Here is a 13,733-nt window from a genome sequence, read left to right as displayed (position 1 = left end):
AGGCGCAGTCCGGATTCTGGACTGCGCCTTACTCCGTGTCACCGGTGGATCAGGCGTTGCTGGCGGCCACCCAGCGCTCCAGGGTGCGCTTCGCGGCACCGGAGTCGACCGACTCGGCGGCTTTCGCCATTCCGGCGCGGAGCTGGTCCGCGAGCGGCGCGCCGGTCGGCGACAGGGCCACCAGGGCCGCCGCCGAGTTCAGCAGGACCGCGTCCCGTACGGGCCCCTGCTCGCCGTCCAGGACGCGCCGGGCGACCTCCGCGTTGTACGAGGCGTCGGCGCCGCGCAGGGCCTCCACCGGGACGATGTCGAGCCCGACGTCGCGGGGGTCGAAGCGCTCCTCGGTGACCTTGCCGTCGCGGACCACCCAGACGTGGGAGCCCGCGGTGGTGGTCAGCTCGTCGAGGCCGTCGTCGCCGCGGAAGACGAGCGAGGAGTTGCCGCGCTCGGCGAACACGCCCGCCACGATCGGCGCCATCCGGGGATCGGCGACGCCGACCGCCTGGGCCTTCACGCGGGCCGGGTTGGTCAGCGGTCCGAGCACGTTGAAGGTGGTACGGATGCCCAACTGCCCGCGGGCCGCCGCCACATGACGCAGCGCCGGGTGGAACTTGACCGCGAAGCAGAAGGTGATCCCGGCCTCCTCGGCCACCGCGGCGACCCGGCTCACCGGCAGTTGGAGATTGACGCCGAGCTTCTCCAGGACGTCCGACGCCCCGGACGCGGAGGACGCCGCCCGGTTGCCGTGCTTGACGACCTTGGCGCCGGTGCCGGCCACCACGATCGAGGACATCGTGGAGATGTTGACGGTCTTCGCGCCGTCGCCGCCCGTTCCGACGATGTCGACGGTGTGTCCGGGCACCTCGATCACATTGGCGTGCTCGTACATCGCCCGGACGAGTCCGGTGATCTCCTGGACGGTCTCGCCCTTGGCCCGCAGGGCCACCACGAACCCGGCGATCTGCGCGTCGGTCGCCTCGCCGCGCATGATGCGGTCCATCGCCCAGGCCGTGTCGTCCGCGCTCTGGTCGCGGCCTTCGAGCAGGCCGTTCAGTACCGCGGGCCAGGAACGGCCCGCCGCGGTGTCGCCTCCAGCGGGGTTCACAGCGCTCATGGTCGCTCCTGGGTTCGTGGGTCACGCGGTCGCGGGTGACACGGGTCGTGGGTGACGCGGGGTGGATCCCCCCGCACCACCGGGTGAGTCCACCCTATCCAGCCCGGAGGACGGCAAAGAGCCCCGTCCATGTCATGGACGGGGCTCCAGCCGTGGCGAACAGCCGGGGATCAGTGGTGGCCGTGGCCGCTCGTGATCTCCTTGTACTCCTCGACGGTGGGCTTGGGGATCTGGCCTTCCTCCCCGTAGAAGCCCTCGCTCATCTTGGCGCGCAGCTTCTGCGTGCCCGAGACCTTGCGCTCGACACCGTTCTCGTCGACCGTCGGGCCGATCTCGACCGGCTTGTACTGCTCGTGCGCGGTGAGCGTGTGCAGCGCGTCCTGGCTGAGCGGCTCGTGGACCTCGATGAACTCACCGTGCGGCAGGCGCTTGATGATGCCCGACTCGCGGCCGTGCAGCACCTTGTCCCGGTCCCGGCGCTGGAGGCCGAGGCAGATCCGCTTGGTGGCGATGAAGGTGAGCACCGGAACGACGAAGAACGCGATACGCACGAACCAGGTGATCGAGTTGATCGACAGGTGGAAGTGCGTGGCCCAGATGTCGTTGCCGCCGCCGACGAGCAGGACGAAGTACCAGCTGATCCAGGCGGCGCCGAACCCGGTCCGGGTCGGGACGTTGCGCGGGCGGTCCAGGATGTGGTGCTCGCGCTTGTCGCCGGTGACCCAGGACTCGATGAACGGGTAGACCGCGATCGCGACCAGGACCAGCGGGAAGATCACCAGCGGGATGAACACGCCCAGGACGAGCGTGTGGCCCCAGAGGTTGATCTCCCAGCCCGGCATGACACGGATCAGGCCCTCGGAGAAGCCCATGTACCAGTCGGGCTGGGCGCCCGTGGACACCATGTCCGGACGGTACGGACCCATCGCCCAGATCGGGTTGATCGAGGCGATCGCCGCGATGACCGCGATGACACCGAAGACCAGGAAGAAGAAGCCTCCGGCCTTGGCCATGTAGACCGGCAGCAGCGGCATGCCGACGACGTTGTTGTTCGTCTTGCCGGGGCCCGCGAACTGCGTGTGCTTGTGGTAGAAGACCAGGATCAGGTGGCCCACCACGAGGCCGAGCATGATGCCCGGCAGCAGCAGCACGTGCACCGAGTAGAAGCGGGCCACGAAGTCGCCGCCCGGGAACTCGCCGCCGAACAGGAAGAACGACAGGTACGTGCCCACGATCGGCACGGACAGGACCGCGCCCTCCATGAAGCGGACACCGGTGCCGGAGAGCAGGTCGTCCGGGAGCGAGTAACCGGTGAAGCCGGTGAACATGCCGAGGACGAACAGCAGGAATCCGAAGACCCAGTTGACCTCACGGGGCTTGCGGAACGCACCCGTGAAGAACACGCGCATCATGTGCACGAACATGCCGGCGAGGAAGATCAGCGCGGCCCAGTGGTGGATCTGGCGGATCAGCAGACCACCGCGCACATCGAAGGAGATGTGCATGGTCGAGTTGAACGCCTCGGACATCAGCTGGCCCTGCAGCGGGACGTAGCTGCCGTGGTACTCCACCTCGTTCATCGACGGGTGGAAGAACAGGGTCAGGTACACACCCGTGAGGATGATGATGATGAAGCTGTAGAGGCAGATCTCACCCAGCATGAACGACCAGTGGTCGGGGAAGATCTTGCGCATGTTGGCCTTGGCCAGGGAGTAGATCCCGAGGCGGCCGTCGGCCCAGTCGGCGACCCGCTCACCGGCGGGTGCCTTCTCGCGCGAGGAGCGCGAGTCGGAGGTGGTGGTAGTGCTCATCCGCGCTCCCAGAATGCAGGACCGACGGGCTCCTGGAAGTCGCTGAGCGCCTCGAGGTAGCCCTCAGCGTTCACGCCGATCTGCAGCTGCGGCAGGGCGTGACCCGCCGGGCCGAAGATGACCCGGGCACCGTCGGAGAGGTCGAAGGTGGACTGGTGGCACGGGCACAGCGCGTGGTGCGTCTGCTGCTCGTACAGGGAGATCGGGCAGCCGACGTGGGTGCAGATCTTCGAGTACGCCACGATGCCCTGGTAGGACCACTCGAGTTCCTGCTTGTCCTTGATGTCCTCCGGCTGGAGCCGGATGATCATCAGGGCCGCCTTGGCGATCTCCTTCTGGAAGTCCTCGTCGTGCTCCTCCAGGCCCTCGGGCTTGGCGAAGGTGAGCGAACCGACGGCCAGGTCCGAAGGACGCAGCGGCTCGTTCGTGTTCATGTTGACGAGGAGCTTGCCCTTGGACCACAGCGTGTGGCGCAGCTTCGTGCCGGGCAGCGGGCCGAGGTCGCGCAGCAGCATGACGCCGGAGAGCGGGAACAGGGCCAGCGCGCCGAACATCGTGTTGCGGATCAGCTTGCGACGGCCGAGCGCGGACTCCTTGGCGCCGTCCTTGAAGTCGGCCAGGACCTTGGCCTTGACCTCGGGCGCCGCCTCGATCGGGTGACGCTCGTCGGCGATCTCCACGTCGGACATCAGGGTGCGGGCCCAGTGGACCGCGCCCGCGCCGATCGCGAACAGCGCCACGCCGAGCGTCATGCCCAGCGCGAAGTTCAGCGCGCTGATGTGCCCGAGCGGGAAGATGTAGACCGACTTGTCGTTCGGGATCGCCACGTAGGAGGCGATGAAGCCGACGGTAGCCACCATCGACAGCACGAACAGCATCGCGACCAGACGCTCGGACCGCTTGGCGGCCCGCTCGTCGATGTCCTGGATGCGGTGCTCGTGGGGCGGCAGCCCCGGGTCCGCGAACGGGTTCTGCTCGTCCGCGACGGCTACCGGACCGTGACCGTGACCGGCGTGGTCGTCGGAGGCCCGCTCAGCGGGCACGTTCTCTTCTGGAATGTCTTGGCTACTCATGACTTCTTGGCCTTTGCGGTCCGAGCGGCGACCCAGACGGCGACGGCGACCAGGGTTCCGAGACCGAAGACCCAGCCGAACAGGCCCTCGCTGACAGGCCCGAGGCCGCCCAGCTCAAGACCGCCCGGGCTCTCGGTGTCGTCACCGTTGACCGCGTCGAGGTACGCGATGATGTCCTGCTTGTTCTTCTCCGTCAGCGTGGTGTCGGGGAAGGACGGCATGTTCTGCGGGCCCGTCTGCATGGCCTCGTAGATGTGCTTCGGGTCGACACCCTCCAGGGTCGGCGCGAACTTGCCGTGCGTCAGCGCGCCGCCCTTGCCGGTGAAGTTGTGGCACTGGGCGCAGTTGGTACGGAAGAGTTCACCGCCCTTGGCGATGTCCGCGCCCTCGGGGCTGACCTGGTTCTTGGTCGGGATCGCGGGGCCGGCGCCGAGCGAGGCGATGTAGGCCGCGAGCTGGTCGATCTCGGCCTGCGTGTAGATGACCTTCTTGCGCGGGATCTGAGCGCCCGGCTGCTGGGCCGGCATACGGCCGGTGCCGACCTGGAAGTCGACCGCCGCGGCGCCCACACCCACCAGGCTGGGACCGTCGGAGCTGCCCTGACCGCCGGTTCCGTGGCAGCTTGCGCAGCCCACGGAGTACAGCTTCTGGCCCTCGGTGATACCGAGGGACTGGGCGGTTTCGTCGGCCTGCGCCTTGCCCGCGGGTGCGAACGCGGCGTACAGCCCCCCGGTGGCCGCCAGCGCGAGGAGTAGGACGACGACCGCCGCCAGCGGATGGCGTCGTCGTGCGGAGAGCTTTTTCACGGATTACCCCGGTGTCAGGATCTTCTGCGTCGGTGCTTCTGGATGTTTCGGGCGGTGGGCCCGATTACTTGATCAGGTAGATCGTGGCGAAAAGGCCGATCCAGACGACATCGACGAAGTGCCAGTAGTAGGACACGACGATGGCGGCGGTCGCCTGCTCGTGAGTGAACCTCCGAGCCGCGTAGGTGCGACCGAGGACCAGCAGGAAGGCGATGAGTCCGCCCGTCACATGCAGTCCGTGGAAGCCGGTGGTCAGGTAGAACACCGAGCCGTACGGGTCGGAGGAGAGCGAGAGCCCGTCCTTCGTGACCAGTTCGGTGTACTCGAAGACCTGACCGCCGATGAAGATCGCACCCATGATGAAGGTGACGATGAACCACATCCGGAGCTTCTTCACGTCCCCGCGCTCGGCGGCGAAGACGCCGAGCTGGCAGGTCAGGGAGGAGAGCACCAGGATCGTGGTGTTCGTCGCCGAGAACGGAAGGTTCAGGCTGGACGCCATTTCCTTCCAGTGATCCGGCCCGGTCACCGATCGCAGGGTGAAGTACATCGCGAAGAGGGCCGCGAAGAACATCAGCTCGGAACTCAGCCAGATGATGGTTCCGACGCTGGTGAGGTTCGGCCGATTGACCGACGGGTGCGCGTGCCCGGTTTCTACTGTCGTTGCTGTCGCCACGACCGACATTATGTCGGTCGCTTATCCCGCCCTCACGCCGGGGGGTGCCGTTCGGGGTGTTGACCGGGTGTGTCCAGCCCGGATGGACCATCGAAGCCGTGTCCGAACCGGTGCTGACGAGGCGTTCAAGGGAGTAGCATCCGCGCATCGGGCGGGGACGATCAGCCCGATCGCACGATGTCCGTACGACGCTGACGTCTCGGAGGAAGAATGCAGCCGACCGCCACGGTGCTGGTCTACAGCGACGACTCCAACACCCGCGCGCAGGTGCGGCTCGCCACCGGGCGCAGGCCCGCCCCGGACGTTCCCCTCGTCGAGTTCATCGAGTGCGCGACGCCGGCCGCCGTCATCAAGGAGCTCGACAAGGGCGGCATCGACGTCTGCGTGCTGGACGGTGAGGCGGTGCCGATGGGCGGCATGGGGGTGTGCCGGCAGATCAAGGACGAGATCTTCAACTGCCCGCCCGCGCTGGTGCTCATCGGACGCCCGCAGGACGCCTGGCTGGCCACCTGGAGCCGCGCCGACGCCGCGGTGACCCTGCCGGTCGACCCGGTGGAGTTCGCCGCCTCACTGGCCTCCCTGCTGCGTCGCAAGAACCTTCAGAGCGCCTGAGCGTCCCGCGCCCCCTCGGGGGGCGCGGCCTCACACGCTCTCGGGGCGCAGTCTGGCGCGCTGGGCCGGGTTCGGGGCGTCCGGGGACCCGGCCATCAGCGCGCTGCCGTCGCGCCAGTTCTTCCAGTCGAGGTTCCAGTCGCCGAACCCGTTGCCGAACGCGTCCATGGTCTTGCCGTCGGAGTTGACGACCTTGACTATGTCGCCCTCGTTGAACGTGTTGAAGAACCATTCGGCGTTCTCGGTGCTCATGCCGGTGCAGCCGTGGCTGACGTTGGCGTAGCCCTGGGAGCCGGTCGACCAGGGCGCGGCGTGGACGTACTCACCGCTCCAGGTCACCCGGGTGGCGTAGCGCACCTCCAGGTCGTAGGAGTCCGAACTGCCCTCGGCGATACCGATGCTGGTACCGCGCATCCGTACGAGGGACTCCTTGCCGAGCACGACCTTGACGCCGTTGCGCGTGTCGAAGCCGGGCTTGCCGGTGGTGACGGGGATCTTCTTGATGTCCTGGCCGTTGCGGGAGACCGTCATGGAGTGGGTGGCGGCGTCGGTCAGGGCGATCAGGCGGTCGCCCGTGGTGATCTTCACAGTCTTGGCGTCGCCGCCCCAGAGGCGTTCGCCGATCCTGACGCCGGCGAGGTTGCTGTGGGCCGTCAGGGTGGCGTGGGCGGGCCAGTACTCCTTGGGGCGGTAGTGCAGCGTCTTGTCGTCCACCCAGTGCCAGGCGCCGTCCACCGCGGGGACGGAGTCGACCCTGAGGGCGCGTTCGACGATCGTGCGGGCCGCCCTGTCCTTGACGGGGGCGCTGAGTTCGGCGGTTATCGGCTGTCCGACGCCGTACTTGCCCGCTTTGGGGCCGAACGCGACGTTCAGCAGCTTCTTCGTCTTCGGCGTGCTGGTGTCGAAGCCGATGACCTTGCGGCCGGGGGCGCCGTCCTCGTCCTCGGTGCTCACGTGCACCGTGTAGTGGGCTCCTGCGGCGAGCGGCGAGGTGCTGTGCCAGCGGCTGCCGTCGGCGGCCAGTTCGCCCGCGACATGGCGTCCTGACGCGTCCGTGGCGGTCACGTCGGTGATGCGCCCCTCGTCACTCTCGGAGGTGATTTCCAGGGGCTTGTCGGGGTCGACCTTGGTCTGCTTCTTGCTGTCCTCGGAGAGGCCCTTGAACGAGATCTGTCCCGCCGCGTCGTACGGCTTCGCCGAGAGCGGGTGGTCGTCGGAGCCGCAGGCGGCGGCGCCGGCGCCGAGGGCGACCACCAGCGCGGTGCAGCTGACGACCGTGCGGATTCGCGGTGAGTGCTTCATGAGTCCACGCTATGAACGTCCGTCAAGCACGGCGCGCGGGGTGAGCCGAGCGAGGGACGGAAGTCACGGCAAACGAGGGAGCCCGGACACTCCTGACGGAGTGTCCGGGCTCCCGTGCGTATCGCGGGTGCTACTGGGTGCGGTTCTCACCGTGGTAGTACTCGAAGACCCAGCCCCACAGGCCGAGCATGATCAGCGGCGCCGAGAAGTACAGCAGCCACCAGCCGAAGACGACGCCCATGAAGGCGAGCGCGCCACCGACGCCGAGCGAGAGCGGCTGCCAGCTGTGCGGGCTGAAGAAGCCCACTTCGCCGGCCTCGTCCGCGACGTCGGCCTCCTTGTCGTCCTGGGCCATCGCGTCGACACGCCGGGCCGTGAAGGCCAGGTAGTAGCCGATCATGATGCTCAGGCCGAAGCCCATGAAGAGGGCCGTGGTGCCGGCCGGCTCCTTGGACCAGACGCCGTAGACGACACCCATGATGAGGATGAACAGCGCCAGCCAGATGAACATCTTGCCTTGGACCTTCACTTGCCGGCCTCCTTTCCGCCAGGAAGGGCCGACGAACCGTGACCGGCGTTCTCGAGCTGGTCGAGAGCGGCGATCTCCGGGTGGTGCAGGTCGAAGGCCGGGGATTCACTGCGGATCCGCGGCAGGGTGAGGAAGTTGTGCCGCGGCGGCGGGCAGGAGGTCGCCCACTCGAGCGAACGGCCGTAGCCCCACGGGTCGTCGACCTCGACCTTCTTGCCGTACTTGGCCGTCTTCCACACGTTGTAGAGGAAGGGCAGGATCGACAGGCCGAGCAGGAACGAGCTGATCGTCGAGACCGTGTTCAGCGCGGTGAAGCCGTCCTGCGCGAGGTAGTCCGCGTAACGACGCGGCATGCCCTCGGCACCCAGCCAGTGCTGCACCAGGAACGTGCCGTGGAAGCCCACGAACAGCGTCCAGAAGGTGATCTTGCCGAGACGCTCGTCGAGCAGCTTGCCCGTGAACTTCGGCCACCAGAAGTGGAAGCCGGAGAACATCGCGAACACCACGGTGCCGAACACCACGTAGTGGAAGTGCGCCACCACGAAGTAGGAGTCGGACACGTGGAAGTCCATCGGCGGCGAGGCCAGGATGACGCCGGTCAGACCACCGAAGGTGAAGGTGATGAGGAAGCCGACGGCCCAGAGCATCGGTGTCTCGAAGGACAGCGAGCCCTTCCACATCGTTCCGATCCAGTTGAAGAACTTCACGCCGGTCGGTACGGCGATGAGGAACGTCATGAAGGAGAAGAACGGGAGCAGAACGCCACCGGTGACGTACATGTGGTGCGCCCACACGGTCACGGAGAGACCGGCGATCGCGATGGTCGCGCCGATCAGGCCCATGTAACCGAACATCGGCTTGCGCGAGAACACCGGGATGACTTCGGAGATGATGCCGAAGAACGGCAGGGCGATGATGTACACCTCTGGATGGCCGAAGAACCAGAAGAGGTGTTGCCAGAGCAGGGCTCCGCCGTTTGCCGCGTCGAAGATGTGCGCCCCGAATTTCCGGTCCGCCTCCAGGGCGAACAGCGCCGCCGCGAGGACGGGGAAGGCCAGCAGCACCAGAACCGCGGTGAGCAGCACGTTCCACACGAAGATCGGCATACGGAACATCGTCATGCCCGGAGCGCGCATGCAGATGATCGTGGTGATGAAGTTGACCGCGCCGAGGATGGTGCCGAAGCCGGAGAAGGCCAGACCCATGATCCACATGTCGGCGCCGATGCCCGGCGAGCGGACCGCGTCCGACAGCGGGCTGTAGGCGAACCAGCCGAAGTCGGCCGCGCCCTGCGGGGTGAGGAAGCCGCCGACCGCGATCGTCGAGCCGAAGAGGTACAGCCAGTAGGCGAACATGTTCAGCCGCGGGAACGCCACGTCGGGCGCGCCGATCTGCAGCGGCATGATCCAGTTCGTGAAACCGGCGAACAGCGGCGTCGCGAACATCAGCAGCATGATCGTGCCGTGCATCGTGAACGCCTGGTTGAACTGCTCGTTCGACATGATCTGCAGTCCGGGACGCGCCAGCTCGGCGCGCATCAGCAGCGCCATGACGCCGCCGATCAGGAAGAACGCGAACGACGTGACCAGATAGAGCGTGCCGATCGTCTTGTGGTCAGTGGTGGTGAGCCACTTGATCACAACACTGCCGGGCTGCTTGCGCCGCACCGGCAGCTCGTTCTCGTACGAGTCTTCGGCGGCACCCTGGGGTTCGTTGAGGATGCTCACAGGTTGTTCGTCTCCCGGTTCTTCTCGTGGCCCGTCTGCTCAATGCCGGCCGGGACGTAACCGGTCTGTCCCTTGGTCACGAGCTCCTTGAGGTGGGCCTCGTAGCGCTCGGGGGAGACGACCTTCACGTTGAAGAGCATCCGGGAGTGGTCGACGCCGCACAGCTCGGCGCACTTGCCCAGGAAGGTGCCCTCACGGTTGGGGGTCACCTGGAAGGCGTTGGTGTGCCCCGGGATGACGTCCTGCTTCATGAGGAACGGCACCACCCAGAAGGAGTGGATGACGTCGCGCGAAGTGAGGACGAAACGGACCGTCTTGCCCTTGGGGAGCCAGAGGGTCGGACCGGGGTTGCCCGTCTGCGGGTTCCGCGTGGCGGGGGTGCCGACGTCGTACACACCACCGGCGTTCGCCGGGAAGTCGTCCTTGAACCGGTCCGGAATGGCGGCCAGGTTCGGGTCGGTCTTGGCGTTCCCGGAGGAACCGGGGACGTCCTCGATGTAGTTGAAGCCCCAGCTCCACTGGAAGCCGACCACGTTGACCGTGACGTCGGGCTTCGGCTTGAGGCTGAGGAGCTTCGTCTCGTCGCGTGCCGTGAAGTAGAACAGCACGGAGACGATGATGAGCGGGACCACCGTGTACAGCGCCTCGATGGGCATGTTGTACCGGGTCTGCGGAGGAACTTCGACCTTGGTCCGGCTGCGCCGGTGGAAGATGACGCTCCACAGGATCAGGCCCCAGACCAGCACGCCCGTGGCGAGCGCGGCCGCCCACGAGCCCTGCCAGAGGGAGAGGATCCGCGGAGCCTCCTCCGTGACCGGGGTGGGCATACCAAGGCGGGGGAAGTCTTCCCAGTTGTACGAGCAACCAGTGGCTGTCGCCAGGACCAGGCCCGCAGTCATTGCCTGCAGCAGCTTCCGCCGCATCGGGCGCCGCGGCGAGCGGTCGGAGCCGTTGGGACTCACGTAGCGCCTTCCCGAGAGTCTCGCCCGCGCTGTTGGCTGCGGCCTTCTCGCTGGTCGGTCGCCGCCCTGCGTCGGGCAGGGGTTTGGATGTTTATGCGGACCAAACCCTACTGGACGCTATTTGGGGTCGCGCGGGGAGGGTGCCCAACGCGCCGCCCTACTCCCCGAAGGAGTGCTGTTTCGCCTGCAAGGCCACGTCAGGACACCTGGAATGCCCCGGTCCGGATGACTTCTGACGCCCCCTTGGGAGGGCCGGCGGCGGGTGGGCGCAGTCCCTCGCGGAGCTAGCGTGGGGGGCGTGTCCTACTTCGACGCCGCGTCCGCGGCCCCGCTGCATCCCGTCGCCCGGCAGGCCCTTCAAGCCTCGTTCGACGAGGGGTGGGCCGATCCCGCCCGCCTCTACCGTGAGGGCAGGAGGGCCCGGATGCTCCTCGACGCGGCGCGCGAGGCGACGGCCGAGGCGGTGGGCTGCCGTCCCGACGAACTGGCCTTCACCACCTCCGGCACCCGGGCGGTGCACTCGGGGATCGAGGGCGCCCTGGCGGGCCGGCGACGCGTCGGAGACCACCTGATCGTGTCAGCCGTCGAACACTCGTCGGTCCTCCATTCGGCGGACGCCCACGAGGCGTCGGGCGGCGCGGTGACCCGCGTTCAGGTCGAGCGCACCGGAAGGGTGTCCCCTTCCTCCTATGCCGAGGCCCTGGTTCCGGGCACCGCGCTGGCCTGTCTCCAGTCCGCCAACCACGAGGTGGGCACGGAGCAGCCGGTGGCGGAGGTGGCACAGATGTGCCGGGAGGCGGGGGTGCCCCTGCTGGTGGACGCGGCACAGTCGCTGGGCTGGGGGCGGGTGGAGGGCGACTGGTCCCTGTTGGCCGCAAGTGCCCATAAATGGGGCGGTCCCTCGGGTGTCGGACTCCTCGTCGTACGCAAGGGCGCCCGGTTCGCGCCCCAAGGGCCCGCGGACGAGCGGGAGTCGGGGCGGGCGGCCGGCTTCGAGAACATCCCGGCGATCGTCGCCGCGGCGGCCTCGCTGCGTGCCGTCCACGCGGAGGCGGCGGCGGAGGCGGTACGGCTGCGGGAACTGACGGAGCGGATCCGGACGCGCGTGCCCGCGCTGGTGCCGGACGTCGAGGTGGTCGGCGACCCGGTCCGCCGGCTCCCGGGGACCGTCACCTTCTCCTGTCTCTATGTCGACGGAGAGACCCTGCTGCACGAACTGGACCGCGCGGGTTTCTCGGTCTCCTCGGGCTCCTCCTGCACCAGCAGCACCCTGACCCCCAGCCATGTCCTGAAGGCCATGGGTGTCCTGAGCGAGGGCAATGTGCGGGTGTCGCTGCCGCCCGGCACCGGCGAGGAGGACGTCGACCGCTTCCTGTCGGTGCTCCCGGGCGTGGTCTCGGGGGTCCGCGAGAAGCTGGGGGCGCCGGCCGCGGTGTCGAAGGTCCCCGCGTCCGTCGACGCGCTGGTGGTCGACGCGCTGGGCAGGCGCTGCCCGATCCCCGTCATCGAGCTGGCCAAGGTCATCGGGGACGTGCCGGTCGGCGGCACGGTCCGGGTCCTGTCCGACGACGAGGCGGCCCGCCTCGATATCCCCGCGTGGTGCGAGATGCGGGGGCAGGAGTACGTGGGGGAGGAGCCGGCGGATCACGGCTCGGCCTACGTCGTCCGCCGGCTCTCGTAGAACCGGCCCGCGCCCCGGCCCGCGCCGGAACGCGGGCCGGGCCCGCCTCCGTCCGGCGGAGGCGGGCCCGGCTCTCGGCACGGTCCGCGGGTCTAGGACAGGTGCGCCTGGACCTCGGTGGCGGCGTCGTCGCCGTACGCCTTGGTGAAGCGGTCCATGAAGTGGGCGCGGCTCAGCTGGTACTCCTGGGTGCCGACCGTCTCGATGACCAGGGTGGCGAGCATGCAGCCGACCTGGGCGGCGCGCTCCAGGCCGACTCCCCAGGCGAGACCGGAGAGGAAGCCGGCGCGGAACGCGTCGCCGACGCCCGTCGGGTCCGCCTTGAGCTCCTCCTCGGGGCAGCCGACCTCGATCGGGTCGTGGCCGACGCGCTCGATGCGGACACCGCGCGAGCCGAGGGTGGTCACCCGGTGGCCGACCTTGGAGAGGATCTCCGCGTCGCTCCAACCCGTCTTGGACTCGATGAGCCCCTTCTCGTACTCGTTCGAGAAGAGGAACGTCGCCCCGTCCAGCAGGACCCGGATCTCGTCGCCGTTCATGCGCGCGATCTGCTGCGAGAAGTCGGCGGCGAACGGGATCGCGCGCGAGCGGCACTCCTCGGTGTGGCGGAGCATCCCCTCGGGGTCGTCCGCTCCGATCAGGACGAGGTCGAGACCGCCGACGCGGTCCGCGACGGCCTTGAGCTCGATGAGGCGGGCCTCGCTCATCGCGCCTGTGTAGAAGGAGCCGATCTGGTTGTGGTCGGCGTCCGTGGTGCACACGAAGCGCGCGGTGTGCAGCACCTCGGAGATGCGCACGGAGGCGGTGTCGACACCGTGCCGGTCCAGCCAGGCGCGGTACTCGTCGAAGTCCGAGCCGGCCGCTCCGACCAGGATCGGACGGGTACCGAGCTGGCCCATGCCGAACGCGATGTTCGCGCCGACGCCGCCGCGGCGGACATCGAGGTTGTCGACCAGGAAGGAGAGGGAGACCGTGTGCAGCTGGTCGGCGACCAGCTGGTCGGCGAAACGGCCGGGAAAGGTCATGAGGTGGTCGGTGGCGATGGAGCCGGTGACTGCGATACGCACGGCTAGGACACGCTCCTGCGAGGGGAGGGGATTGACACTTAACGCTACCGGGTCCGCACTCGGCCCCTGAAGGGCCAAAACTACCCGATAGTAGATCTTTCTTCGTGACGGCAACGGTGCATACGGTTCCGGTATGACGAACCTCAAGGTCCACGGCACCGCTCCGCTCGGCCCGGTCGGCGATCTGGAAGGCGATCTGGCCTCGCTGCGTGGCGACTGCGCCCGGATGGCCGGTCACTGGGCGGCCCCCGCGCCCGTCCCTCCGCTCCGTGTCTCCCTCTCCCTCATCCACGGGGTGACCGTTCCGCCCGCCTCGGCGCGGCTGCTGGACGCGATGTCCGACTACGGCGACTGACCGGCGGCGTCCGGGCGG

At 68.1% G+C, this 13,733-nt stretch carries 13 protein-coding genes; 3 read left to right on the top strand and 10 right to left on the bottom strand.

All coding sequences use genetic code 11. The annotated features are described in order from the left end of the window. Positions 1-49 precede the first annotated feature (49 nt). The 5 genes from trpD to ACFYW9_RS17335 form a co-directional block, all read right to left on the bottom strand. Positions 50-1,114: an anthranilate phosphoribosyltransferase gene (trpD, locus tag ACFYW9_RS17355; RefSeq protein ID WP_351867607.1), complete on the bottom strand. Its 1,065-nt coding sequence runs from the start codon at positions 1,112-1,114 to the stop codon at positions 50-52. 170 nt (positions 1,115-1,284) lie between these two features. Then, positions 1,285-2,925: a cytochrome bc complex cytochrome b subunit gene (locus ACFYW9_RS17350; protein WP_389150565.1), complete on the bottom strand. Its 1,641-nt coding sequence runs from the start codon at positions 2,923-2,925 to the stop codon at positions 1,285-1,287. Beyond that, positions 2,922-3,998, bottom strand: coding sequence for a Rieske 2Fe-2S domain-containing protein (locus tag ACFYW9_RS17345; protein WP_389150562.1), 1,077 nt, complete (start codon positions 3,996-3,998; stop codon positions 2,922-2,924). Before ACFYW9_RS17345 ends, ACFYW9_RS17350 begins: the two co-directional genes overlap by 4 nt. Further along, positions 3,995-4,804, bottom strand: coding sequence for a c-type cytochrome (locus tag ACFYW9_RS17340; protein ID WP_351867614.1), 810 nt, complete (start codon positions 4,802-4,804; stop codon positions 3,995-3,997). The genes ACFYW9_RS17345 and ACFYW9_RS17340 overlap by 4 nt, the downstream gene beginning before the upstream one ends. A gap of 64 nt (positions 4,805-4,868) precedes the next feature. After that, the gene (locus ACFYW9_RS17335) at positions 4,869-5,489 is read right to left on the bottom strand and encodes a heme-copper oxidase subunit III (protein ID WP_261706947.1); all 621 of its coding nucleotides are present in this window, start codon (positions 5,487-5,489) and stop codon (positions 4,869-4,871) included. Between the two features lie 201 nt (positions 5,490-5,690). Between ACFYW9_RS17335 and ACFYW9_RS17330 the strand changes: the two genes are divergently transcribed. Continuing rightward, complete coding sequence (locus tag ACFYW9_RS17330) at positions 5,691-6,092, top strand: hypothetical protein (protein WP_351867617.1); 402 nt, start codon at positions 5,691-5,693, stop codon at positions 6,090-6,092. Between the two features lie 30 nt (positions 6,093-6,122). Here the strand turns inward: ACFYW9_RS17330 and ACFYW9_RS17325 are convergent, their stop codons facing one another. The 4 genes from ACFYW9_RS17325 to coxB all read right to left on the bottom strand — a co-directional run bounded on the left by ACFYW9_RS17325 (position 6,123) and on the right by coxB (position 10,612). Further along, positions 6,123-7,394, bottom strand: a complete 1,272-nt coding sequence (locus ACFYW9_RS17325) for an Ig-like domain-containing protein (RefSeq protein ID WP_389150557.1) — start codon at positions 7,392-7,394, stop codon at positions 6,123-6,125. Positions 7,395-7,524: 130 nt separating this feature from the next. Further along, positions 7,525-7,923, bottom strand: a complete 399-nt coding sequence (locus ACFYW9_RS17320; RefSeq protein WP_389150554.1) for a cytochrome c oxidase subunit 4 — start codon at positions 7,921-7,923, stop codon at positions 7,525-7,527. Beyond that, positions 7,920-9,650, bottom strand: coding sequence for a cytochrome c oxidase subunit I (ctaD, locus tag ACFYW9_RS17315; protein WP_389150551.1), 1,731 nt, complete (start codon positions 9,648-9,650; stop codon positions 7,920-7,922). Before ctaD ends, ACFYW9_RS17320 begins: the two co-directional genes overlap by 4 nt. Next, positions 9,647-10,612, bottom strand: coding sequence for a cytochrome c oxidase subunit II (gene coxB, locus ACFYW9_RS17310; RefSeq protein WP_351867629.1), 966 nt, complete (start codon positions 10,610-10,612; stop codon positions 9,647-9,649). Before coxB ends, ctaD begins: the two co-directional genes overlap by 4 nt. Positions 10,613-10,910: 298 nt before the next feature. On the opposite strand from coxB, the gene ACFYW9_RS17305 reads away from it, so the two are divergent. Next, positions 10,911-12,293, top strand: a complete 1,383-nt coding sequence (locus ACFYW9_RS17305) for a cysteine desulfurase/sulfurtransferase TusA family protein (protein WP_389150547.1) — start codon at positions 10,911-10,913, stop codon at positions 12,291-12,293. Positions 12,294-12,385: 92 nt separating this feature from the next. Here the strand turns inward: ACFYW9_RS17305 and ACFYW9_RS17300 are convergent, their stop codons facing one another. Further along, positions 12,386-13,360: a carbohydrate kinase family protein gene (locus ACFYW9_RS17300; protein ID WP_351867637.1), complete on the bottom strand. Its 975-nt coding sequence runs from the start codon at positions 13,358-13,360 to the stop codon at positions 12,386-12,388. A gap of 133 nt (positions 13,361-13,493) precedes the next feature. Here ACFYW9_RS17300 and ACFYW9_RS17295 point away from each other — a divergent pair, with 133 nt between their 5' ends. Continuing rightward, positions 13,494-13,715 carry a hypothetical protein gene (locus ACFYW9_RS17295; RefSeq protein ID WP_351867639.1) on the top strand — a complete coding sequence of 74 codons (222 nt, stop codon included), beginning with the start codon at positions 13,494-13,496 and terminating at the stop codon, positions 13,713-13,715. The last annotated feature ends 18 nt before the right edge of the window (positions 13,716-13,733 follow it).

It is taken from the genome of Streptomyces sp. NPDC002698 (assembly GCF_042888945.1).
Taxonomy (GTDB): Bacteria; Actinomycetota; Actinomycetes; order Streptomycetales; family Streptomycetaceae; genus Streptomyces.
The sequence above is the reverse complement of the archived record's forward strand: the minus strand, read 5'-3'. Positions and strand labels throughout refer to the sequence as shown.